20 protein-coding genes are annotated in these 23,976 nt (G+C 40.2%); 5 read left to right on the plus strand and 15 right to left on the minus strand.

Translation table 11 applies throughout. The features are described 5' to 3' along the window. Positions 1-163 precede the first annotated feature (163 nt). The gene (locus PH210_RS29915; RefSeq protein ID WP_483312094.1) at positions 164-631 is read left to right on the plus strand and encodes a CotG/ExsB N-terminal domain-containing protein; all 468 of its coding nucleotides are present in this window, start codon (positions 164-166) and stop codon (positions 629-631) included. A 66-nt stretch (positions 632-697) separates the two neighbouring features. On the opposite strand, the gene PH210_RS09675 is transcribed toward PH210_RS29915, so the two are convergent. The 9 genes from PH210_RS09675 to eutL all read right to left on the minus strand — a co-directional run bounded on the left by PH210_RS09675 (position 698) and on the right by eutL (position 8,722). Beyond that, entirely contained in the window at positions 698-1,420 is a 723-nt protein-coding gene (locus PH210_RS09675; RefSeq protein ID WP_289984927.1) for a DsbA family oxidoreductase, read from the minus strand. Between the two features lie 169 nt (positions 1,421-1,589). Then, positions 1,590-3,125, minus strand: a complete 1,536-nt coding sequence (locus PH210_RS09680) for an amino acid permease (protein WP_289984929.1) — start codon at positions 3,123-3,125, stop codon at positions 1,590-1,592. A 15-nt stretch (positions 3,126-3,140) separates the two neighbouring features. Then, positions 3,141-3,278, minus strand: a complete 138-nt coding sequence (locus PH210_RS09685) for a hypothetical protein (RefSeq protein ID WP_223590821.1) — start codon at positions 3,276-3,278, stop codon at positions 3,141-3,143. 43 nt (positions 3,279-3,321) lie between these two features. Then, the gene (gene eutC / locus PH210_RS09690) at positions 3,322-4,185 is read right to left on the minus strand and encodes an ethanolamine ammonia-lyase subunit EutC (protein WP_289984930.1); all 864 of its coding nucleotides are present in this window, start codon (positions 4,183-4,185) and stop codon (positions 3,322-3,324) included. Between the two features lie 16 nt (positions 4,186-4,201). Beyond that, positions 4,202-5,563: an ethanolamine ammonia-lyase subunit EutB gene (locus PH210_RS09695; RefSeq protein ID WP_289984931.1), complete on the minus strand. Its 1,362-nt coding sequence runs from the start codon at positions 5,561-5,563 to the stop codon at positions 4,202-4,204. Further along, positions 5,538-6,983 (minus strand): ethanolamine ammonia-lyase reactivating factor EutA, encoded by a 1,446-nt coding sequence (locus tag PH210_RS09700; RefSeq protein WP_289984932.1) that lies wholly within the window; start codon positions 6,981-6,983, stop codon positions 5,538-5,540. Before PH210_RS09700 ends, PH210_RS09695 begins: the two co-directional genes overlap by 26 nt. A gap of 252 nt (positions 6,984-7,235) precedes the next feature. Beyond that, a complete protein-coding gene (locus PH210_RS09705) occupies positions 7,236-7,676 on the minus strand; it encodes a EutP/PduV family microcompartment system protein (protein ID WP_289984933.1) in 441 nt (146 codons plus the stop codon). Then, positions 7,673-8,014 (minus strand): ethanolamine utilization microcompartment protein EutS, encoded by a 342-nt coding sequence (eutS, locus tag PH210_RS09710; RefSeq protein ID WP_289984934.1) that lies wholly within the window; start codon positions 8,012-8,014, stop codon positions 7,673-7,675. Before eutS ends, PH210_RS09705 begins: the two co-directional genes overlap by 4 nt. Before the next feature lie 51 nt (positions 8,015-8,065). Then, positions 8,066-8,722, minus strand: a complete 657-nt coding sequence (gene eutL, locus PH210_RS09715; protein WP_289984935.1) for an ethanolamine utilization microcompartment protein EutL — start codon at positions 8,720-8,722, stop codon at positions 8,066-8,068. 244 nt (positions 8,723-8,966) lie between these two features. On the opposite strand from eutL, the gene PH210_RS09720 reads away from it, so the two are divergent. Both PH210_RS09720 and PH210_RS09725 read left to right on the plus strand, forming a co-directional pair. Further along, complete coding sequence (locus PH210_RS09720; RefSeq protein ID WP_289984937.1) at positions 8,967-9,440, plus strand: SRPBCC family protein; 474 nt, start codon at positions 8,967-8,969, stop codon at positions 9,438-9,440. A gap of 26 nt (positions 9,441-9,466) precedes the next feature. Next, entirely contained in the window at positions 9,467-9,886 is a 420-nt protein-coding gene (locus PH210_RS09725; RefSeq protein WP_289984940.1) for an acyl-CoA thioesterase, read from the plus strand. Positions 9,887-10,069: 183 nt separating this feature from the next. On the opposite strand, the gene PH210_RS09730 is transcribed toward PH210_RS09725, so the two are convergent. The 3 genes from PH210_RS09730 to PH210_RS09740 all read right to left on the minus strand — a co-directional run bounded on the left by PH210_RS09730 (position 10,070) and on the right by PH210_RS09740 (position 16,466). After that, positions 10,070-10,168, minus strand: a complete 99-nt coding sequence (locus PH210_RS09730) for a putative holin-like toxin (protein WP_223590929.1) — start codon at positions 10,166-10,168, stop codon at positions 10,070-10,072. Positions 10,169-10,264: 96 nt separating this feature from the next. Beyond that, positions 10,265-13,465 carry a UvrD-helicase domain-containing protein gene (locus PH210_RS09735; protein WP_289984942.1) on the minus strand — a complete coding sequence of 1,067 codons (3,201 nt, stop codon included), beginning with the start codon at positions 13,463-13,465 and terminating at the stop codon, positions 10,265-10,267. Continuing rightward, positions 13,458-16,466, minus strand: a complete 3,009-nt coding sequence (locus tag PH210_RS09740) for a PD-(D/E)XK nuclease family protein (RefSeq protein ID WP_289984944.1) — start codon at positions 16,464-16,466, stop codon at positions 13,458-13,460. The genes PH210_RS09735 and PH210_RS09740 overlap by 8 nt, the downstream gene beginning before the upstream one ends. Before the next feature lie 186 nt (positions 16,467-16,652). Between PH210_RS09740 and PH210_RS09745 the strand changes: the two genes are divergently transcribed. Next, positions 16,653-17,378, plus strand: coding sequence for a hypothetical protein (locus PH210_RS09745; RefSeq protein WP_289984945.1), 726 nt, complete (start codon positions 16,653-16,655; stop codon positions 17,376-17,378). 51 nt (positions 17,379-17,429) lie between these two features. Here the strand turns inward: PH210_RS09745 and dacB are convergent, their stop codons facing one another. After that, on the minus strand, positions 17,430-18,863 hold the full coding sequence (gene dacB, locus PH210_RS09750; protein WP_483312096.1) for a D-alanyl-D-alanine carboxypeptidase/D-alanyl-D-alanine endopeptidase: 1,434 nt from the start codon (positions 18,861-18,863) through the stop codon (positions 17,430-17,432). 167 nt (positions 18,864-19,030) lie between these two features. Here dacB and PH210_RS09755 point away from each other — a divergent pair, with 167 nt between their 5' ends. Next, positions 19,031-19,855, plus strand: coding sequence for a dienelactone hydrolase family protein (locus PH210_RS09755; protein WP_289984948.1), 825 nt, complete (start codon positions 19,031-19,033; stop codon positions 19,853-19,855). Positions 19,856-19,903: 48 nt separating this feature from the next. On the opposite strand, the gene PH210_RS09760 is transcribed toward PH210_RS09755, so the two are convergent. Together PH210_RS09760 and PH210_RS09765 are read right to left on the minus strand one after the other, a co-directional pair. Next, complete coding sequence (locus PH210_RS09760; protein ID WP_289984949.1) at positions 19,904-22,498, minus strand: polynucleotide kinase-phosphatase; 2,595 nt, start codon at positions 22,496-22,498, stop codon at positions 19,904-19,906. Further along, the gene (locus PH210_RS09765) at positions 22,495-23,847 is read right to left on the minus strand and encodes a 3' terminal RNA ribose 2'-O-methyltransferase Hen1 (protein WP_289984951.1); all 1,353 of its coding nucleotides are present in this window, start codon (positions 23,845-23,847) and stop codon (positions 22,495-22,497) included. Before PH210_RS09765 ends, PH210_RS09760 begins: the two co-directional genes overlap by 4 nt. Between the last annotated feature and the right edge of the window lie 129 nt (positions 23,848-23,976).

Consider the following 23,976-nt stretch of genomic DNA (forward strand, 5'->3'; position numbering starts at 1 on the left):
TGACTAGAGGTCACGACAAGGTGCATTTTTTCCTATGTTAGGCTTTTGTCCCAAACAAAAGTACCCCTACATACGTAAATTGTAAAAAGAAGAGTGAGTTTTATAGACAAACTTTGTCAATCAGTTTCGTACTCCCTTTTCTATTTTAAAAGGAGGTGCAAAAATGAGCGAATTTTCATCAGGAGATATTCAAAGTGCAGCAGACGAAGCTAGACGAGGCGGTTTATGGGATTTCATGTTCAGAGACCCTGGTCATAATCGGGGAACATCGAGAAGGAGAACAACTAGAAACCGAAATACTTCAAGAAGAAACACTTCAAGAAGGAATACTTCAAGAAGAAACACTTCAAGAAGGAATACTTCAAGAAGAAATACTTCAAGAAGGAATACTTCAAGAAGAAATACTTCAAGAAGGAATACTTCAAGAAGAAATACTTCTAGAAGAAACACTTCCAATATGAATACTTCCCGCCGCAACACTTCAAGAAGAAACACTTCTAGACGGCGTACATCTAGACGCTGTACATCTAGAAAAAGATGTCACACTACTTGCCACCGCAATTGGGAGATAAAAAAATGCTGGGATAGAAGTAATAATCAGAATTATTTCAGAAAAAGAAACTGTAGATAATATTCTGAAACCGTTCTGAAAAAAAGGGAAAGGAGCCAAGGCCCCCTTTCCCATCTTTATTTTTTATTATTTTTTCTCAGGAATCACGCAGCTGCCATCTTCGCAGCTTACATCATCATCTGTAGACAAATCCTGCAGCACTGGTGAAGCTGATTCTTCCTCCCATACCTTTTGGAGCGCACCGTTAAAGGTTTCAATAGGCTGGGCACCGGAAATGGCGTATTTTTGGTTAAGAACAAAATATGGGACACCGCGAACACCATATTGCTGTGCTAGGGACTCGTCAAATCTTACATCTTGTGCAAATGAGTTTTTATCTGCTAATACGTTCATAACCTCTTGACGATCAAGGCCTGCCTCTACTGCGATTTCTACTAGGGTTCCATGCTCTCCAATATGCTTTGAATCCGTGAAATAAGCTTTAAGAAGTTTTTCCGAAATTACCGCTTCTTTCCCTTTTGTTTTAGCAAATTTCGCTAACCGATGGGCATCAAATGTATTAGTCGGCTTCATCTCATCAAAGTTAAAGGTCAAACCAACCGTTGATGCCTGCTGACCGACATTTTGATTAGCCTGCTTTGCCTGCTCAATACTCATACCATATTTTTTGGCAAGAACCTCATGAATATTTTGGCCAATATTCTTTGGGGAATTAGGATCAAGCTCGAAGCTTTTAAATTCAACTTCAACCTGCTCCTTATGTGGAAACTGCGATAGCGCCTCTTCTAACCTGCGTTTTCCTATATAACAAAATGGACATACATAATCAGACCATACTTCAATTTTCATATTCAGCACCTCATTTTTATCTTGGGTTGGTTTTATAGTAACACATCCTAAACCAAATCCAATTAAAATGCTCATATGAAAAAAGCAATATTATTAATTCAGACTTGACGTTTTCAGTATTAAAGAACAATAGTGCCCTTCATTTTGAAGGGCACTTTTTACATTGAAATTAATCATTTTCACGTTCAAACTCATCTTCCAATCTTCTAATCTCATCAATTGATTTTTCAAGGGCTGCCTGTGGGCCTTTAAAGTTCTTTTTATAATAGCCAAAATCCATGATCAGCAATAGAATAAACATTCCTCCGAGTGCGTATGCCGCCATTTGATTTGGCGGAATCACCATGATGATACAAATAAACACAATCCAAATCAAGCTGATAATATTAATTGGCTTGCTCCATTTACCAAGGCTCCAAGGACCATAATGCTTCGGTAAAAAGATTCCCTTCGCCTCTGCTCTAAGCTTTAAATATATCGGGATTCCATAGGCGACATATAACCCCACCACACTAACCGCAGTTAAAAAGGCAATCGTTGAGTACCCGACGTCAGGGTTAATCAGCTTTGTAATGTAGTCAATCAATGCTAAAACAAAGGAAAGAATAACCGAAAGCCAAATGGCTTTTGCCGGAGTACGATATTTGCGGCTGATTTCTGCCCAATGGCGGCTTAGCGGCATTCCATTGTCTCGCGAAAAGGCATACATCATCCGTGAGAACGACGTAATGGAAGATAATCCGCAAAAAAACATGGCAAAGGTGACGAGCCAAAGGACGACATTGCCAAACGTACCGCCTAATGCATGGCTGATGACATAAATAAAGGCATTATCAGAGTTGACCGCACCGCTGGCATCATGGATAGAAAGCGTAACGAAGGAAAGCATTATAAAACCAAACACAAACGAAAAGGCAACCGAGTTAAAAATCCCCCATGGGGCCCGAACCCGAGGGTGCACCGTTTCCTCAATCGTATGAGCAGATGCATCGTAGCCAGTAAACGTCCATTGTGCTTGTAATAATCCAATTAAGAAAGCAAGAAAATAGGGTTTATCGGAAAAAGTCTGCCCGACTTTAAACAAATAATCAATCGGCTGTAATCCATTTTTTGTAAAAAATGCCAAACTGACAACTAAGATAGCTACCACTATCATATGGTACCAGGCAGAAAAATCATTAAGTTTTGCAACGATTTTGATTCCGACATGATTGAGGATTCCATGTAAAAGGAGAACTGCGCCAAAGACAATTAGAGTGGTAGTATCGGTAGAAGAATAGTGGAAGATTCCTGCCAGGAGAGGATCGGCGAATAAGGCTACAGAGTAGTCAATTCCAGCGACAATGCCAATTTGACCAATTAAGTTAATCCATGCGGTGTACCAGCCAATCCTTGTTCCTTTCAAGGAAGCAGCCCAATGATACAAAGCACCTGCAGTCGGAATGGCTGATGCCAGCTCTGAAAGGGAGGCAGCGATGAGTAGTACGAAAAAAGCGACGATTGTCCAGCCAAATCCCATCATCCCAGGACCGCCATAAAGCAGCCCATGTCCATAAAGAGAGACAGCACCGGTTAAAATAGAAATGATAGAAAAAGAAATTGCAAAGTTCGAAAACCCACCCATATCACGCAGCAATTCTTGGGCATAGCCATAACGATTGAGATGTTTTCGATCCTCCAACAATTGTTGGTCTTTATTTTTCATTCCCTTCGCTCCCTTCTATTTGTCATCCCTGCCAACAAAAATTTCATGTTCTTCGTCATTAAAGGCTCTGACATTTTTATTTGCCCTCACACCAATGGCTGTACCAGCTGCCAGTGTTAACAACACTAAAGCAAATCCAATCACAACCCCCATTCTTTCCCCTCCTTCCCTTTCAATTTCCAATGACAGACCAACACTATAACTCTAGTTTCACACCGCTCACCTTTTGTTCAATCATTCTTCTTAGAACGGTTCCTATGTGAGCGCCTGCCTCTATTGGCGGGGTACCAAGCGGATGGATATTCGAGATGACGTTGCGGTCTGATTCGATAATCCCCTTTCGCGGCCGGTAACACATATACGCACTCATTGAGCTTGCTGATACAAGCCCAGGACGTTCGCCGATTAAAAGCACGAGGACCTCTGGCTCGAGGATATCACCTATATGGTCCATACAGGCAACCCTTCCCCCTTTGACAAAAAAAGACGTTCCAAATGAAAGATTGTTTATTTTCAAAGAATCTATCAGGGCAGGGTAAACATCTTTAAGGTTTGTCTCAACAGCACTTGCACTCAGTCCATCGGAAACAACAATTTGAACTTGAGGCCGCTTTTGGCAGCGGCTGCTGATCGTGTCAACGGCATCGTCCGTAAGCACCCGCCCTTTATCTGGCCTTTTCAGGTAAACCTCTTTATTTTCATAGCAGGTCTCAACTGTAAATAAATTGAATTCCTCTAAGTATTTTTCAAGGACCTCACTGCTAACCGCATCGATGGCAGCGGCATGATCGAACTGCAGCTTTAACATCGTTTTCGTTAAGGGCCGGGTGCCTGTTCGCCAGACTCCAATTCGTGCTGGGGTCGAGGCGGTCAACTCTGCCACTCCTTCCTTAAAGGCAGGCTGTGGAATCGATGTCTTCCAATCCTGCTCTCTAAAAACTAAACCTTTTTCGATAATTTCTTTTACATTCTCCCTGGCAATATTATGGTCGGGTGTAAACCTCTTTTGCAGCTGTTCCATTACTTTTTGAACAATTAATTCAATTTGACCTTCATTCATTCTTGAACCCTCCTTTCTACATAAATATCGTCGGATCTCCTGCACGCTCGGTTAATTTGCCGTTTTCCATAATTCCCATTTTCTCCAGCCACTTCTCAAAATAAGGAGCCGGACGTAAACCCAGAACGCTTCTTACCGAAGCAATATCATGAAAGCTCGTGGATTGATAATTGAGCATGCAGTCATCAGCCATTGGCACACCAATAAGGAAATTGACCCCTGCAGAACCAAGGAGAATCGCAAGGTTTTCCATATCATTTTGATCCGCTTTCATATGATTCGTATAACAAACATCGACCCCCATTGGTAGTCCCTGCAGCTTTCCCATAAAATGATCCTCTAGTCCTGCCCTAATTACCTGCTTGCTGTTATAAAGGTACTCTGGACCAATGAATCCGACAACTGTGTTGACGATAAAGGGGTGATACTTTTTAGCGAGTCCATAACATCTCGCTTCAAGTGTTACTTGGTCAATGCCATGATGGGCATCCGATGATAACTCCGAACCCTGTCCTGTTTCAAAGTACCAGAGATTCGGCCCAGCTGACGTTCCTTCTTTTTGAATTAAATCATTCGCCTCATCTAACAATTCAACACTTATTCCAAAAGCCTTGTTACCTGACTCCGTTCCTGCTAAGCTTTGAAACAGCAAATCGGACGGTGCCCCGTTTTTAATCGCTCGCATTTGTGTGGTGACATGGGCCAACACACAGTTTTGCGTGGGGATTATAAAGCGGTCCATTTCCTCTTTCGTCATTTGTAAAATTTGCTTTACACTTTCTGCATTATCAATCACGGGATTGATGCCAATGACAGCATCACCGATTCCATAGCTCAATGCTTCATAAAGCGATGCTTTGATGCCTTGAATGGAATCAGTTGGATGGTTTGGCTGCGCCCTGCCGGAAAGGGTTCCTTTATATCCTATCGGAAAATTGCACTGAGTTATGACTTCTATTTTCGATGCTGCCTGAATTAAATCTAAATTGGACATTATTTTCGTAACGGCAGCGACCATTTCACTAGTAAGGCCCTTCCTAAGGCGAGTGATTTCTATATCGGTTGTGGTATCGGAAAGAAGGGTTTCACGCAAGTCACTAACGGTCCAGTTGGCAATTGATTGATAGTTTTTTTCATTGATTGAATTCTCTATTACTCTCGAAACCTCGTCCTCTTCGGGGGCAAGGACTGGATTATTTCGTATATCGTTTAGGGTTAAGTCAGCCAAGAGGTGCCGTGCGGCAAGCCGTTCCTGGGCATCCTTTGCTGCGATGCCTGCAAGCTGATCGCCAGACTTTTCTTCATTAGCTTTTGCGAGGATTTCTTTTAAATTACTAAATTGATACGTTTTATTAAGCAAAGTTATTTTTGTTTTCATTGCTTTCACCTCTAAATGCCAGCGTTTTGACGACAACCGGCACTATAGTTTCCGTTAACGGTTCGCCAATATCAATGTAATCACCATGTCCAATATTGATTTGATCAATACAAATAACATCGAAGGCAAATTGGAGCTGTAGTGCCTGCCCTAAGGCCTTTGCCATATCATTTTCACAGACGATTACTAGAATCTCACTACGGGGAAAATATTTATGGTAAAGAGTTCCGATGACAAGGGAAAGATCTTTCATTTTTTCATAGGTTAAATATACTGACCCGGATAAACCAATAGCAAAAGGCAACCGTTCATTACTACCAAACATTTCCTTTCCTATTAAAAGGTTTCGTTCAATCTCCTCGACTGAAAGAGATATTTTTATAACGGGAATGTTTCGCAACGGCAAACGATTCGCTTGGATTGAAATTGTTGCCCCACTAATCTTGGTCGTTTGCATCCCTGCACCGATGACAGTTGCCCTTGAGGTTTGCAAAGGCTTGATGACCTGGAAATGGTAATCTATTAATTTTTGATTTATGCTGGTTGCCAGCAAGGGGCCAAAGTCATTATATTTCGCTGCCTCTTCTATGGAAGATGGAGGTCCTGCTAAGGTGAGCTGACCTACCCCTCCGGATATCATTACTTCATCAATCCTTGGCAATGCCTCACAAGATGAACTGTGAACCAATAAATCTAGTGAATGGATGGATCTTTTACCAGCTAAACAATCAAGCATATCGACTGCCAGTGCGGTACTAATTTTTGTTAAGTCGGTTAGCGATAATAATCTGCCTTTTTCTAGTTGAAGATTTTTCGAAAAAAGCCAAGGTCTTATGGAGGGTGAGATGGATAAGACTTTGCCTGACGGATTGATTTCTATTAATCTGCCTCCAACATGAAACGTAATTGTTTCAAGTATTTTTCCTTGCTGAAAAAGAACCACGTTGGCCGTACCGCCGCCAATGTCAATATTAGCCACTATCCCTTTACTCTTCATGGAATGTTCATAGGAGCCTGAACCTCTTCCTGCTAAAACCGCTTCTAAGCTGGCACCCGCAATCGCAACCACAAAGTCCCCCGCTCGTTCGGATAAATAATGAATCAAGGCATCGGCATTCTTTTTAATTGCGGTTTCACCCGTAATAATGACAGCCCCAGATTGTATATCCGAAATGGTTAAGCCCGCTTGAAGATATTCTTTTTCTAGCCAAGCAACTAATTGTGTTAGGTCGATTTCCTCTTCATTTATCAGTGGTGTTGAAATGATTTCACTTACATAGGTGACCTTTCGCTCGATAATATCAAAATGCGGTAGTGCAAACTGACTTGACACCCGTCCGAGTGTTAAGTCGCTCATCATCAATTTGGTCGTACTCGTGCCGATATCGATTCCTACACTTTTTATCACTTTATTGTTCAAGCCGGGTCACCTCCTGATTCGCTCTTGTTTCGTACCATATTATCCCAATTGTTTTAACTATATTCAGAATTGAGTTGATTGACATCTCATCATTTTCGGTTAATTTTTGGAATAAAATGTCTAATTGTCCAAACCTTTATTAAAAATGTCCAAACATCTACGAAAAATGTCCAAAACACCAAAAAAATTGTCCAAAGCATCCTTAAAATTGTCCAAAACACTAAAAAAAATGTCCAATCCTAATTTTCGCTGTTAAAAATACCCCAAAATCGCCGCACGAAGCTCCGATATTCCCGCCAAAGTTACCGATGATACCCGAAAAATAGCTTGGAAAGGCAGAACTTGCCTTAAAATCTGCTCGGCCTTCATCAAATCGGCATCAGGATGATCAATTTTTGTAATCACACCCAACGCCACAATAGGAAATCCCCCAGAAAAATTTGGTGGAAGTACTTGAAAATGTTTGGTTGCATCCTGTACCACCAGCAATACGCGTGCTTCCAATGACGTTGCCATTAAGGAGCGATAAAACATTGGATTTTCACTGTATTCACCCGGTGTATCAATAATCCAATCCCTATAGTTAAGGGACTGTGTCTTCAAGACCGGAGATGACTCCTCCAATAATCGCGCTGTTAACGTGGATTTTCCTGAACCAATCGGACCAATCAGCATAACCTTTCCTTTTTTCATGACCGAGTAATCTCCGCAGGTTCAAATTTTAAATGCCTGCTTAAAAAGTGATTAATTGCCTGTATGGCCGTTTCAACATTTGACACCGTTCCACATATGACTAACGATCCAGTAAAACGGTCTAAGTACCCTATCTCGATATCCGCAGCTTTCGTCGCTATGTCGGCCGCTATAATGGCTGTTTCAACAGGGGTCAATGTTAAAATTCCGATCGCTCCAGCCTGTCCGATACCCAGCTTTGTATACAAAGCCTCATCTGGGTTGGCTATAATGTGAGCTAATGTAAGTTGTTTTCCAGGAACATATTCTTGAATGACGCGCTGCTTTTTCTCCGTCATTGAATTCAACACCTTTTTAAAAACTAATGTTGTTATAATTTTCCTACCCTATTAAAATGTTAGGTGAGGAGTTTTTGCAATTTTCTTAATTATATCAGCGAATGCTTCCGCAGCGGCCGTACAAGAAGATTGGCTTCCCGTTAACAGACCGCCTCCAAAATTCGTTTCAGTCGGCGGACCATAAAAAACACAAAGCCTTACATCTGCAGCTTTCAAGGCGGCATCCAAACCGACCATGGCTTCCAGCGGCGGCGCGATTAAATACGCCAATGGCTCTCCTGGATTGATTCCTGCCATTTTGGATAGATAGTTTCCTGTTCTTGAAATCGTGTGGGCAAAATAGGCATGTTCTCCTGATTCGTCCATTGCATAAAACGCAGGCCCCTCGTTTATCATTTGAATCGCAATTTCAAGACCGCTCTTTACTTCAGAGGGAGTTGCTGCACCTAAAATCCCCAAAAACTCACCTGATAATGGACCAGAAGCATGAGCAGCCCCTGCGTAAAAGGACTTTGCATAGACGACCTCGACAGCAGATTTCTTTGTCGCTTCGTCTAATGCAGTATAACCCACATCATCACTAGTACTAGTAACGAAGGCAAGACTCTTAATATGATCTGGAAGCTTAAGAGAATCTCTTAATCCATTATCTACATTCGGGATAATTCGGCTTGCCAGAGCAAGAGCGGGCACTTTTGTTACTTCCAAGAAATCACCTCCTGTAACTAAGAAGTGCTCTGAAAACAGTGGTAGACTGAATTCATGGCACCAAATCCAGCATCTATTTTCTTATATATATATATCTGCTTCTTACAATCTATGACTTTTTAAGTCGGAATGTTGTCCTTGCTTTCTAAAGACTTACTTTTAACAGATGATTTTTTATTTTTCAAAAGGGTTTCTATTTTTAAAAATAGAAGTATTAATTAAAAAATAACAGAGGTGATGTTTGTTGAAGGAATGGACAAGAGAAATTGAAATCGATGCGCCCATTGACTATATATGGGATTTATTAGAAGGACCCTTGGAAAAAATGCAAAAAATTATGCCACAGGTGGTAGACCACCAGCCAGTTAAACTGACGGAAGAATCCGTAGGAAGTATTTACCGACAAAAATATAAGGAAGGGAAACGAATTGAAGAGTATGATGTAGAAACACTAGACTACCTAAATACCTCTGAAAAAAAGAAATTAAAGGTTGGATTTACTCTTGCTAAAATGTTCGAGATTACAGCTTTGTATGAACTCAACTCACTCAACGAAAACAAAACTCTCTTCAAATACACCTGTACCAATCGTCCATTAAAATCATTCCTCAAATTATTCATGTTTTTTGCAAGTGATCGCATTGTTGTCCAATTTTGTGAGAGAGTTAAGGAAGCAGCAGAAGATGAGTTCGAAAACTCAAAGTTCATTTTAAAGTAGGTTTACCTAATAGAAAGGTGATATTTATGACTATTGGTTATCGTTTTTCGCATCGTTTAAAGGTTCGTTATTCTGAAATTGACGGACAAAAGATTGTGTTTAATGCCCATTATCTGACTTATATCGATGTGGCCGTAACGGAATATTTTCAAGAAGGGTTAAAACTGGAATTGGGACAATCAGATTTTGATTTTGTCCTGGCAAAATCCACTTTAGAATATAAAAAATCCGCCCAATTAAATGACTGGTTAACGATTTGGTGCAAAATGAGTAAAGTCGGCAAAACAAGTATGGCAATGAATTGTATGATTACAAGAGAGGGAGAAGAAGACCCCATCCTCTTAGCAGAAATTATTTACGTCAGCTATAATGAAGAAACGAAATCCTCTCAGCCTGTTCCTGATTTTGTCCGCGCCCGAATCGAAGCATTTGAAAATGGCAGCTAATCTATGAGCTGAATCTCACAACCTTTACTTATCACCATTTTGTGGATATAATTTAACTAGAATTTCATATACTAAAAAAGAGCCCCGGCTGGCGGGCCGGAAGCTCTTTGTACAGCATGCTGCAAGATGTGCAGCGGCCTAGAGGAGAATAACTCACCCAACTTAAGCCTTGAGCGGGGTGGGTTATTTCTTTTGTTGAGAAGAAATAACAACTGCTATAACTGCCACAATTAAACTTCCAAAACCAATCATCAGACTGATTACCTCGTAAACAGTTAGCATCAAGCGTCACCCCCCTTCTAAAAAGGAGTGCCGCTGCCACCCGGCTTTTTGCTGTACCTTTTTATTATAATATTCGCTCCTGCAATTGTCTAACTACTAGAGGGCCGCCAATCGATTTGGCGCAAGGAAATAGAGGTATACTTCCACTACCTTTTCTCCGGTTAAACCTTCCCAGGCATGCTTATAGAAGTTAAGCTGACTAGTATAGAAAACCTGCAGCTTTTCATAGTCCTCGAGCTGCTTAGCTCGGTCCGTTTTGTAGTCAATGATCCTCCAGGTCCCATTCTTTTTGTAGATAAGGTCAATGATTCCATTAACATAATATGGATGAGTCTCATCAGGATCCTGTGTAATAAGTGAATAGAGCTTTTGACTCTTTTCTACTTTAAATGTAAACGGCACTTCGGTTAGTATTTCTTCAGCCGCCTGTAATTCGTTCCATAGTAGAGTCGACCTAAAATTATCCAAATAACGTTTTACTTCCTCTTCTCTTGCCACTGGGAGTTTAAATTTATTTAAAGACATTTTAATATAATGTGACACGTCCATTCCCTGGACTACTTTATCAAAAATATCATGAATGAGTGTTCCCCACTGTTTTCCGCCTCCAGACTCCCGCTCTATCGTAATTTCTGAATAGTCCTTGTCCTTTGTCGGTGTCCAATGGTCATAGGTTTTTAGCTTGCTTTGCTCGAGCCAAGCATTTTTGCTGCGCGTTTTTGCTTGGTAATCACTTAGTTTAATCTCAGAGGATACATCACCCCTTTCCAACCTATCTGGGTCAGGAATTTCAAGCTCCTTCATGTCTCCTATTTCAAAAAGGATGCTCCAAGGATTCTTTTTGTTTCCTCCGTTTGAACTAATGATTAACACCTTCTCTGCCCGAGTTGCCGCTACGTAAAGAATCCGCAGTTCTTCTTCTGTTAAATACTTTAGTTCCTCAGCCTTATGAAGCTCCCACTCTAGTGGAATCGCCACCTCTTTATTGCCATATCCATTTTCTATTGAAAAAGTAAAATACCCATTTGATTGTTGGTCTTCCCGTTTAATATGTTGTGATAAAAAAGATTCCGGACTAACTGCCTTAATCGGATGGGCTAAAAAGACAATCGGCGCCTCCAGTCCCTTTGCCTTATGAACATTCATTAGTCGTACGGCATCCGCCTCTTCCTCCATATTGGCAACGGCCGTTTTTTCAAATAGCATATCGGTTAAAGCATCCACAACTTGTTTATAGGTGGTATTTCCTACTGCTTCTTGTTTCCTTAAGGCTTCAATCATTTGCAGCAGACTTTTATACGTCCGTTTGCTGTGTCCATTTCTTAAGAGTAATGGATAAAATCCGATTTCTTCGATTATTTTTTCGATTGCTGCAGTAGGAGCTAGTTGACGAATAAACCTTTGACAAAGCTGCAATTTCGCCAAAGCATATTCAAACTTTGCTTTTGTTTCTGGAGTTAAACCAAGTGGTACATTCGCATAAATGGAAAAGCGGCCCTTGTTCAATCGCCACTGATACAATTCCTCATCGCTAATGCCAAAGAATATCCCCCTTAAAACGGCCACAAGGCTGACTTCGTCGGTTGGGTCCAAGAATGATTTCAAGAGAATCCACAAATCTTGGAACTCTCTTGTCTCACCAATAATGACTTCACCGCTTATACTGACTGGAATACCAAGGTCTTCCATCATTTTTGCATAAACAGCGACTCCATCGTTGTACCTGGTCAGCACCATGAAGTCTTTTGCCTTATGCCCCTGAGCCATTAGTTGATAAATAGTAGATGCAATGTTTTCGGCATCCTTTAGGATTACTTCTTCCTTCTTCTTGAAATCTGCAGGCACTGAAAGTCTTTTGATTCCAGAAAATCCATTCCCGAAATCTTCGTGATAAGAGATTAATGGACGGTAAGCTGCTTGATAATCGGTTTCAAATTCGGGTAAGTGGTTTTCAAAAACTTTATTTAATTCTTTCGTAACCGTATCTATGGTTCGGAAGTTGGTGGTCAGCTGGAGCACTTCCCCGTCATGCTCCTCTATAAGCTGTTTAACGCGATTGTAAGTATCAATATCTGCCCGGCGGAATCGGTAAATGGCCTGTTTAGGGTCGCCGACAACAAATAAGGAGCCTGGTTTGGGCCTGCAGTTAGTCCAGGTTGTTTCATAGATATTATCACCTGTCAAAAAGAACATAATTTCTGCTTGAATCGGGTCGGTGTCCTGATATTCATCGACCAGCAGAAATTGATATTTTTCCTGGAAATAACCACGAACTTCAGGATTTACCTTTAGAAGTTTTGAAGTATGCATCATTAAATCCTGAAAGTTTAACAAAGACCTCTGCTTTTTAAGCGTCTCATAAGTATGGAAGGCTTCCTTTATAAAACTTACAATCTTAGGATGACAGTATTCCTTCCAAGCTTTTAGAAGCGGCTTGATTTTACTTTCGAATTCTGCACCAATTTTGTCAAAATAAAAATTTGCATCTTCTTTTGAATGCCAGCGGTTGTAGGTCGGTTTTAAGTTTTTATCAAATAGGTTGAAAATGCTGATGATATCCCTCTCTTTTGGATTATCGAAAAACCGACTTTTTTGCAAAGCCGTAACTATGGACTTTTGCAGGGCATCGTACCCCTTATCAGGCTCCTTGTCAGGAACGCATTTTTTTGCCTCTTTAATAAGGGTAATAAAAGTCTGGTATTCCGAGTGTAACTCAGGTTTTTGAACAAAATCTGTTATCCATTCCACTTCAGAATAATCCTTTAAACGCTTTAACCATGGAAGAAGCTGGTCCACAGTCATTCCGATTTCATCTATTTGCTCAAAATGGCGTGGGGACTCATTCATCAGGGTTTGTAAATAGAGCTGCCAGGCTTCTTCTAATACGTCCAAATCATCCGCTTCCTCCAGCTCTTTAAAGGTCAAATCAAGCTGGGCTTCAATTGGACGCTCACGAAGGAGTTTTGCACAAAAGGCATGGACTGTCCCTAAAAAGCAGCGTTCCAAATTTTGCAAGGCTTCACTTAAGCGGAATACGGCATCAAGGTCGGTTTCCTTCTTCCATACTTCCTCTAACTTTGCTTGAAAACGGACCTTTAACTCGTCTGCTGCCTTTCGAGTAAAAGTAATCGCGACAATTTCCTGAATTTCGGCCGTACCTGTATAGATCAGGTTAACCATACGGTCTACCAAACTGGTTGTTTTTCCAGAACCGGCACCGGCCTCAACAAGAAAATTCGTTCCAAGTTCAAACTTAATTTTATCGCGTGCTTCTTGGTCAGGAATCCTTTTAGTCATAAGCTCTAACCCCCTTTAATTTTTGATTGGACTGCTTTAATTCCAGGGTTTCTTTTGGATAAAAATGGCGCCGGCACACAAGCTTGTACTCACAGAACTTACAATCATTTTCGTCATCGGTCATTTCAAAATAACCATGTTTGATTACATCAATTAATTTTTCTAAAATGTCTAAACCCTTTGTTCTGAGGGTAATGTCCTGCTTTCGGGAAAACCGCTCCGCCATACCCTTCACGGTCGGAAAATAATAGGCGCTTTCTTCAACTGCACCTTCACCAAGATTTAAATGCTGTTCAATGGCTAAGGCATAAATCAAATGCTGCAGCTGCCGTCCGCCCTTGAATGCGCCATTTTTCACATAACCATAGGTGCTTCCTGTTTTATAGTCAATGATATGGTATTTACCATCCTTCGATTTATCAACGCGGTCGATGATTCCGGAGATTTTAAGCTCGCCTGAAGGAAGAGTGACAATTGCTGGTTCCTGATCGCCAATCCCAAATGAATATTCAAAATGAAGCGGATCGTAATTTTCACCATACTGCTCCTCTTCTTTTAAAAAGATTTCACAGCATGCTAAAATATCCTTTACTTCACGTCGGTAGACTCTTTCATTGGGAGGAGGCAGAAACTCTTTTTGCTGCTTAATCAAGTTTGCTGCAATATCCTGAATCAATTTCAAATGTTTAGCAACTGAAGGTTTTATGTTGTCCTTCGTCAATGTTTTATAAAAAGTTTCAAAAATACTGTGCAGCAAGCTTCCGCGGGTTGCGGCATCGAGCCATTTATTGGCGTCATATGAAACATCCTCAACAGGTCTTACCTTTAATACGTCTTTTAAGAAGTAGGAATATGGACATTTCGCCAGTGTTTCCAGCTTTCCTGCACTCATGGTTTTTTCTTGATTTTGAAGCGGGTCAAATTGTGCTGCATCGATTTTTACAAGCCCGTCGTATTCTGAATAGCCACTTGAATGACGAGCTTTTTCGGCATTTAAACCATTTATGACATTAGGAAAGTGCTGCAAAACCCCATCGGTCATATGACCTGTTACATCTTCCGTTAATTTTCTATTCCAATAATCTTTATCTTCAAAAATATCATCAGCAATGATGGAGGAAGGCAGTTTTTTTAGCTCTTTGAATTCGGCCTCTTTATTGCCGGTCATCAAGCGATAGCATTGCAGCACAACAAAAGCTGGATTGATGGCCCGATTATCGTTGATAACAAAATTGCAATAGCTGACCGTTACTCGCCCTGCCGATTGAGCTAAAACCTGAAGCAGTGTATATAAACTTTCTTGCCCTTTTTCACGAAGCAACCGTATATTGTTTCCAAGCCTTATTCTTTCTGTATCTAAAAGCATTGGGTCCTCGCTTGAATTTCCAGGAAACTTCTTATTATCCAAACCAACTACAAAAACATTTGACCGGCTGCAATAAATTCCATCCGGATAGGAAGATGCATGTAGATGGCCCGGTTTTGGACGAGATTGATTAACCCGTATAGATAGCAGGAGATCTCTTACCTTCTCAATAACTTCATACGTAGACAAGCTTTCATCCGCAAAAGGGAGGATCCTTTCAATCGCCTCTAATAGCGCAGATTTTGATAATTCATCCAGGGCCGATCCCGTATTACCATTATTTTCAAGAATAAACTTAATCCCTGTTAAGCATTTTTTATAGTTTATGATCGATTCAAGCGGAGGAAGGTTTTTAAAAATGGTTTTGAAACTGCTCCATATCCAATAATGTTCTTTAATATAGTTTTCCAGTGAAGTATTTTTTGTATCTTTGAGAAATTCTTCACTCAATCGATTGATTTCATTTCCAAATTGCTTATCATAACGTTCAGGTGACCATCCTATTTGAAGTCCCCTAAGGATCTTTGCTATTTTCGCTTTGGAAACAACCATATTATTCAGATCAAAAAATCCTGAATTTATAAATGGGACATTCTTTCCCAGATCAATTAAACCTTCATTCAACATATCCAGAAAGACTTGTACACTATAATTTGACTGAATCCACTCCAAAAGCACTAAAGTCAGCCGGCCTGGACGACTAAAAGTAATAGGAAGACCCTCTCCAAAAGTAATTGGTAGTTCCATCTTTTGTGAAAGTTGATAAAGCATAGTAATGTAGGCATCGCCGCTTGTATAATAAATGACACTTTCATCTAATGGTTCATCTGTCAGTTTTATTTTTTCTAAAACTTGTTTTATTTCCAGCTCTTCTGTTTTTGCCGTAAACAGATGCAAATCCGCTTTCCCGCTAGCATCATCCTGTTGGTAAAGATAGCTGAGAGGAGTTGGGTCAGCCCAGCGAATGGAACTAAGACTTGTCCCTTCAGGGATATTGATACCAAATACAGGGGCGAGCGGAAGTTTATAATGCATTTCAGGTAATATTTTACTTAAGAGTATTTCTTCCAGGTACGAAAGCCTAAGATTCGACTGTAAAATAAATACCACTTGATTATTTATTTTTACATATTTGCTTGCCATTTTTAAAAGAGCAGCTCTGTCGATAAGTTCCAGACTGTTTATCCTTTCTTCATATGCTGCAAGAATTTTGTCCATATCCTCCGCTTTGACAGGAGTGATAAAGGCATCCTTCTCTACCGTATCTTTTGTATAACCTGAAAGACGAAGGAGTTGTATGGTGTTGTAAATGCAATGGCTAAAAGAAGGAGTAATTTCCATTCCTTCAAAGTATCGAAGTTTCCCTTGTTCCTTTAACTCATGCAGCATGGTGTATGTTAATTGAACCCCAATGGAATGGTCCAAAAGCTTGATCTCCTCGTCAGAATTCAATTCGACTAGATTATGCGCAAGGTCGTTCACCGTTTTATACTTTAGATTAATGGCCTGATGGTCTTTTTTTACGAACGCTTCATTGATTTGCTCTCCAATTGAGTGAGAATCGACAATGACGATTTTTTCATTAAAAATATATTTGCTACAAATTTGGTTTAATTCGTTTACTAGAGTTATCAAGCGATCACCACCATATTTTATCTATTAATTTATTATCCCACATTTTTTTCCAATAGCATTACCAAAAATGGGAAAGGCTTTGGAAAAATATATTGAGGGCTGATTTTTTCAGCCATTTATCTCAACATATATTTTAACTTATTGGAAATAATAACCTCGATGAACTTTGAGAGGATGCGATGACGGATGTCGTTAGAATGGTTTGACAGAGTTTGCGGGGAATTGCAGGACCATCTAGAGTCTATTTGTGAAGAATATGATCAAGTCGGCCAAATGGCAATTGAAAGAGCCGCCAAACATCCGAGGATAGAATTTTTCGTCGAGACAGCGGATACCGAAACTGATGAACTTGATCGTGAATATTTTTGCTCTCTTTTCTTTGATCCGCAAAACGAAGAGTTTTATATTGATTCCTTTGATGTTGACAGCGGTCACACAGCAAAAATCATCCTTTCTGATATCGAGGAGATTATCGAGGAAGTTCACGAAAGTCTTCATGATTACATGAATGGTGAGGATCATTATACGGATGATGGGGTTTTTCTTCAGACAGATGAGGTCTTTGATAATGAAGAAGATTGTGAAACCGTTGATGATGACGACGAGTATTACCAGGCTGAACAAGTGAACAGCGATGACATTTTTGAGGAAATTGATGTCGATTGGTCCACACCAGAGGTTACGGCTTTCAAGCACGAGGATGAAGTCGAAATTACCTATCAATTTGGGGTCGTTCAAGCAACTGGGGACGGTGTCATCAAGCGGGTGAACCGGATTTGGACAACTGAGGATGAGTTAATCAAAGATGAATCTCATTTTATTTTTAGCAGAGAAGAAGCAAGTACGATTATTGCAATGATTGCAAGTCATATGGATCAATTAAGTGAATTTAATTTTGATGATTATCAATAAAAGGAGGGAGCATGCCATTTATCTGCATGCTCCCTCTTATTATTCACTCCATTATTGTCTGGCTAATATAGAGACAATCTTATCCTCAATTTTCTTGCCCTTCGACTCATCTAAAAGGTTGTTTAATAAGATCGAAAAAATCAATGTTTTTCCACTTTTGGTGTGTACATACCCTGACAATGAGCTTACGGTTGAAATTGTACCAGTTTTGGCTCTTACTCTTCCTTGAGTGTCCGGATTTTTCATCCTATTTCTCAGTGAGCCGCCTACCATTTTGTCATGGATACCTGATAATGGCAGTGCATTAAGATAGGAGGAATACCATTTTTTCTTTTGTACATTCCATAACAGCAGTGATAATTGATTGGATGATATCAAATCCACATGGGAAATCCCAGAACCATCTCGTATTACCATTGTGCTCGGGTTAACACCTAAGTTTGTCATCTCTGTCTTTAGTACGGCCAATCCCTTCTCCCAGCTTCCCTCCCCTTTCACTACCTTCCCCATTTCCTTAACCAATCCTTCAGCATGAACATTGTTGCTCAATTTTAGAAAAGGAACTAATAGCTTTGAAAGTGGCATGGAATGATGAATGTATAATTTTCTTGCGTTTTCAGGAACCCTGCCAGTTTTTATTTTTCCGGTCAATGTAATTCCATGGTTTGCAAGAGACTGTTGAAAAAGTGTAACCGCGTAACGAGTAGGGTTCCACACACCAACCCATTCTTTTTCAACTTTCGCCTTCATTGGAATCGTTCCTTCAATCGTAATGGTATTTGTCGCATGCTCCCGCTCGACGGTAAGTTTCTTTCTGCCATCCTCTTGCACCGTAATTGCCTTGTTTACTATTTTCACATAATCCGTTCTCGGGGTGATTTTCACTATGGGTTTGTCCCATCTATGGATTCCGGGCTGAATTTCCACTTTAATAGATCCTGTATCATAGTCCGTTGTTGGTGAGGCAGTTAAAGCTGATACTTGTGCGCCGTAATAGGCGGTTTCGTCACTCCAGGGCAGATCGAGTGAATAACGAACATCATCGTACCAAGAATCATCGCCCATTAAATCCCCCTTTATTTTTTTAATTCCTAGCTTTTGAATCTCTTCCGCCATCTTATCGAAATCTGTTTTTAAAAGTGTCGGATCACCTTTTCCTTTTAAAAAAAGATTTCCTTTAAGTGTTTGCTTTTTCACTTGACCTTCAGCATATATTTCCGTCGAAAAAGTATGGGTTTCACCCAAAACGCTGAGTGCAGCTGCAGCTGTTAATAGCTTCATATTGGAGGCCGGCCGCAGCCTTAGATCGCCTTGATTCTGATAAATTATATTCCCATCTGCAGCAGAGCGAATGCTGATTCCAGCCATCGCCCCTTGTAATGCAGATTCACTTGATAGTACCTGATTAAGTTGGTTTCTCAAAGAAGAAGTGTTTTCATTTGCAAAAACAGTCTGATTATCAGCAACAGATACGGATATCACCATACATAAAATTACCAAGCCTTTTTTAAGCAAACTTTTTCCAGCCTTTCCCTTTTTCTTTAAGTTTGTCCAAAATGTCCCAAAAGATTAAAAATTGATTAATAAGTGGATAATTTAGTGTTTTTCTCCTATATTTAGTAAGAAAGATATTTTTTGTGAGGTGACTTATCATGGCCGTACATACGGAATGGAAAACTTTTAATGGAAAAAACAGCAAATGCAGGGCATATTGTGCTTCAATCGGGCCAGCACTTGAGTTACGTCCTGCAGTGATTATCATTCAGGAAATATGGGGAGTTAACAAACATATTCAGGAAGTAGCAGAAAGGTTTGCCGCAGCCGGTTATGTAGCCATTGCTCCAGATTTATTTGCAATTGATGGTGATCGTCCAGAAGAACTAAGTCCAGAACGATTAGATGATGCCAAAGAATTTTTACATTCTATCCCCCATTCTTCCTGGTTCAATCCGGATGAGCGGGAAAACGAAATCCTAAAGCAGCCCTCATCACGACAGGAAAACCTCAGATCGACATTAAATGGATTGTTCGGCTTGCTTAATCCGTCGAAATCCAAGTCACTAGCAGGAATTTTAACAGACACAGCTGATTATGCCAGAACGACATTCGAAAAATCTAAAGGTATGCCTGTCACTTCTGTAGGTTTTTGTATGGGTGGGGCCCTTTCAGCGGTATTAGCGACTTTAGATCAACAACACTCTGGTTCGATTGTATTTTATGGGCGGCCGCCTCAGCAGGGAATAGCGAATATTAATTGCCCAATACTTGGTTTTTATGGCGGGGAGGACCCAAATATTACGAATTTAGTGCCAGATTTTGAGGAAGAAATGAAAAAGAATGGAAAATCATTCGAAGCTGTCATCTATTCGGATGCAAAACACGCATTCTTCAATGATACGAACCCAACTTATCACGTTACACATGCCCGCGATGCCTTTGCACGAACATTAAACTTTTTAAACCTTGTTACTAAATAAGTATTTAGAAGAAAGCATCGGTTTTTAAAGACCGATGCTCTTTATTCCTTATAATCTAGGGTCAATCGGCTCTGCTTCCAGTGCCAATACCCCTAACACACATTCATGATATCGTTCCAGTGATTCTCTTTTTATAAATCTGTTTACTGCTTCAATACCCAGTGAGAATTCCTTCAAAGCATTACGCTGCTTTTTACTGGCATTGCGCTTTTTTAACCTAGACAAATTCTCAGGCTCCAAGTAATCGATTCCGTATATGATATGCAAGTATTTCCTTCCCCTGACTTTGATGGCCGGCTGCAAAAGCTTCCCTTTGTTGCGCACCACAAACGACTCCGGTTTTACCACAAAGCCTTCATGACCATTTTCTGTCATTTCCTCCCACCACTGAATCGCAGCCTTTTTGGAATCGTCATCCGTTACTACACGATACTCCGTTTCCATAAACAAAGAAGATAACTCACTAAATTCTTTATTTTTCTCCATATGCCAGGTGTGCGCTTTATTGAAAAAGGTCTCGGTGCTGTGGGCTAATGTATGGAAGGGTGCAATTTGAATTCCTTCCAGTCCTTCCGTTTCCCAGCAGTATTTTTGATAAACCTCATTAAAAACAACTGCATTATCAATCTTTTCCTCTGTTTCTCTCAGCCAGTCACCAACGTTTTGACCATTTTCATATGCTTTTTGCAGTCCGGCCCTTAATTTATTTCTATCAATCAGTGCCATTTCACCAACATGTGCATATTGGTTCATGATTAGCTCTTTTGCTTTTAAATTCCACGGGAGGATTTCTGCATCAAGTAAAACGAAGTCGGTGTTGTATTTTTCGAAATAGCCAGCCAGGTCTTTATTTAATACCTCAAGAATTTGTGTCTCCAGTTCCTTTTGAAAAAAAGCCCTTCCTGTTCTTGTATAAATAGCGCCTAGAGACTCTCTGCCGATTAACTCCTTGGCTGCTTCCTTATTTTTAAATAGAAACAAAATCCCCCGGCTGCCCATATGTTTTTTCTCCACAACCATGGTATCCACGCCATTGGCCTGATAGTATTCAAAGGCTTCCATCGGATGCTCCATGTAGCCTTCTAAACTCGATGGTTTTGGTGTCGGGCTCATCGTCGGCGGCAGATAAATAATTTCCTCAAGTGGTAATGTGTAATGGGAAAAATCATCCAGGGCCGATTTAATCCCCTCTTTGTAAATGGCTACCTCCCCTATTTGCTCAGTTAACACGGAAAAGCCATTGATAAATTTTCCTAGGTTCGGCGGTGCCAGCCGTTTTCGTTCCCACTCGCGAAGTGGATTGTCCGGAACATTGGCATAATCCCGCTTTGCCTCAACGGAAACGAATTGTTTTTCGGGAAAACGATAAGCAGTTAATCGGCCCCCAAACACCACACCTTGGTCGATATTCAGGGTATTATTGACAAGCAGGGGCTGTGGTTTTGGATCATGGCCCCAGATAATTAATTGACTAGATTGATGCTCGATGGTCCAATCTTTACGGATTGGTTTACCATGTTCATCGAGACCATCAGAATCACCATACCTGCAAAAATCAGAAATCCGCTGTGATTGTTTGCCAATATAATGATCTCTTATGCCAGCGTGTGTGGCGACTGCAACCTTTACACCATTTTTTTCAATGATTAAATGCGATTTGGCTGCTAATAGTAATTCTTTGAATTCATTCTTTAATTGGTTAGATGCTTCATGTCCATACAAATTTTCATATTCTTCAAATTCAGCCGCAAGCTTTTCATCTCCATGTGCGAGATTTACACTGCGGCCATCGAGCCAACGGGCAATCTTCCAGCCATGGTTACTGTCAATCATATAGGCGTGCCCCATTCCCACGTGTTTTTTAAAAAATTGCAAGGTCTCCAATGAACGTGGTCCGCGGCTCATAACATCACCTAAAGATAATATTTTTCGTCCCTCAGGGTGCACATAATACCCTTCTATATTTTCCTTATAACCCAGTTTTTCTAATAGCTCCATAAATTCCTCAAAGCAGCCGTGAATATCTCCGATAAAATCAATGCCATTGCCAAGGTTTACAAGCAAAGAATCCTGTTGACGTCCCATTTCCAGATTCTTAAGTTCTTCTTCATTTAAGATATATGTGCGATGAAAACCTTCTTTTTTTATAAACCTTATGGTCCGTTTGAATTGCTGGTATTGCTGCTTAATACGATTCTTTCCACGTGGGTAATCACGATGCTCATCACGTGTTAGAAGCTCTTTTTCTGGAATATTGAAAACAATCGATACTACGGGAACATGATATTTCTTGCCCATACGAATATAGCGTTCACGATCGTCTTCTTTTAAATGGGTAGCATCAATAATTGTTAATTTATTTAAACGGCACCGCTTCCCGATTAAGAAGTCCATTGTATCGAAAGCTTCGTTTGAGACGCGGAAATACTCATCATAGAGTACATCTGATTCGTCCTTTGGCCGCTGATTCCAATTAATAAATTCAACATCGCTGACGAGCACACGAAATTGATCTGAGCTTATCACCTCGGAGGAAAGAATGCTTTTTTCATTCACTAACCTGTTTAATAATGTCGTCTTGCCGCTATTTGATGGTCCGACTAATAAGACGATGCCTGCATATGGCAAATATATCTTTGTCATGAGTGACTATCCCCCTTTCTGGTGAAAATCGCCATTTGTGTTGGGTGGCCATAGATTGGATGCTCCTCACCTATTCCTTGATAACTCAATTGGTATGGAAATGGACTCGACCAATTTTCACAATTTCTCTTAAACTCTTTTCTAGTCCACTCAAAACGATGGTCAGCGTGTCTCATTTCTTCCTTCATTTCATAAACGGCATTGTATTCCTGATTAGGAGTTGTCACTATCAGTACACCTGGCCGATAATCTTTAAGGATGGTTTCAAATATTTTAGGCAGCCGAGGTTCATTGATGTGCTCGATTACTTCACATAAAATCATAACATCCTTATTTCTAAGGCGATCATCGAAATAAAATAATGAGCCTGTAACTGAAATTGGCTCCAAAAATCCATGTTTTCCTTTTGCCAGTTCAAACCTATCGAGCGCCCTTAAACGTGCTTTATTGGATGGCTCCACAGAAATGATCTCTTTTATTCCATCCAAAAATCCTAGTTGAACCGAAAGCTTTCCTTCACCTGCCCCCAGGTCGACAATGGATTCTTTTTTTGCTAAGGCTTTGACATAATTAATGATTGCTTCATACCGAAGATCATTTAACCGAATTTTTGATGGTTCATCTATTTTTACAGAATTCGTTTCTTTTTCATAGAATTTAGATTGGGAAATCATGTTTTGAAAGCGTAATGAGCGCTTTAATATCATCGCTTTTAATGGATGTGATTCTAACCAGCCTTCCCCATAGCGGTCCAGCTTTTCAATTTCCCTTTCATCGATAAAATAATGTTTATAGTTATCCATCACCGGAATGAGAATGGAAACATGTCTTAATGCCATTTGCACGGTTTGATTACCCTTTAATTTAACAAACCTTGCGGAACTTTTTTCACGAATAAAGCTTTGACTACGTTCAATCTCTACCTGATAACCGATTGGCATAAATAATGCTTCAATTTCCTGGTCGCGTAAGTCAGTAGCAATCGGACCAAATGACAGTTCCATTTCGAACAAATGGCCTACCCATGCATTGAATTCTTCTTTTGGCTTCCCATTTAACGCTGTTCCTAAGGCCTTGCGGATGGAGGAGACAAAAATACTGCTTGCTGCGAATTCGCGATCATTTATGTAATGGGTGATATCGTAAAGGTCAGGTGAATTTTTCACTAATTCAATTGGGTCTGGCTTAACATAGATTAACACTTGAACCTCTTCTGACGAAAATTTAGGATAAACAAGGCGAACGGTCAGTCCTTTTTCACCACGCTCATAAAGATTGTTGGGATTTTTCGCCAACAAATGGGACACCACTTCAGCATTGGTGCCCATTACTGTTAATAATAGCTGCATTTTTCACACATCACTTTCCTAAAAAAACATTCATAGACTTATTTTATCAATTATTTCATGAATAAGGAATTAATGGTAAAAGTCAAATTCCGAAACAAACAAAAAAATCCACACACTAATGTGGATTTT

The organism is Paenibacillus sp. BSR1-1 (assembly GCF_030403775.1).
Taxonomy (GTDB): domain Bacteria; phylum Bacillota; class Bacilli; order Bacillales; family Cytobacillaceae; genus Neobacillus.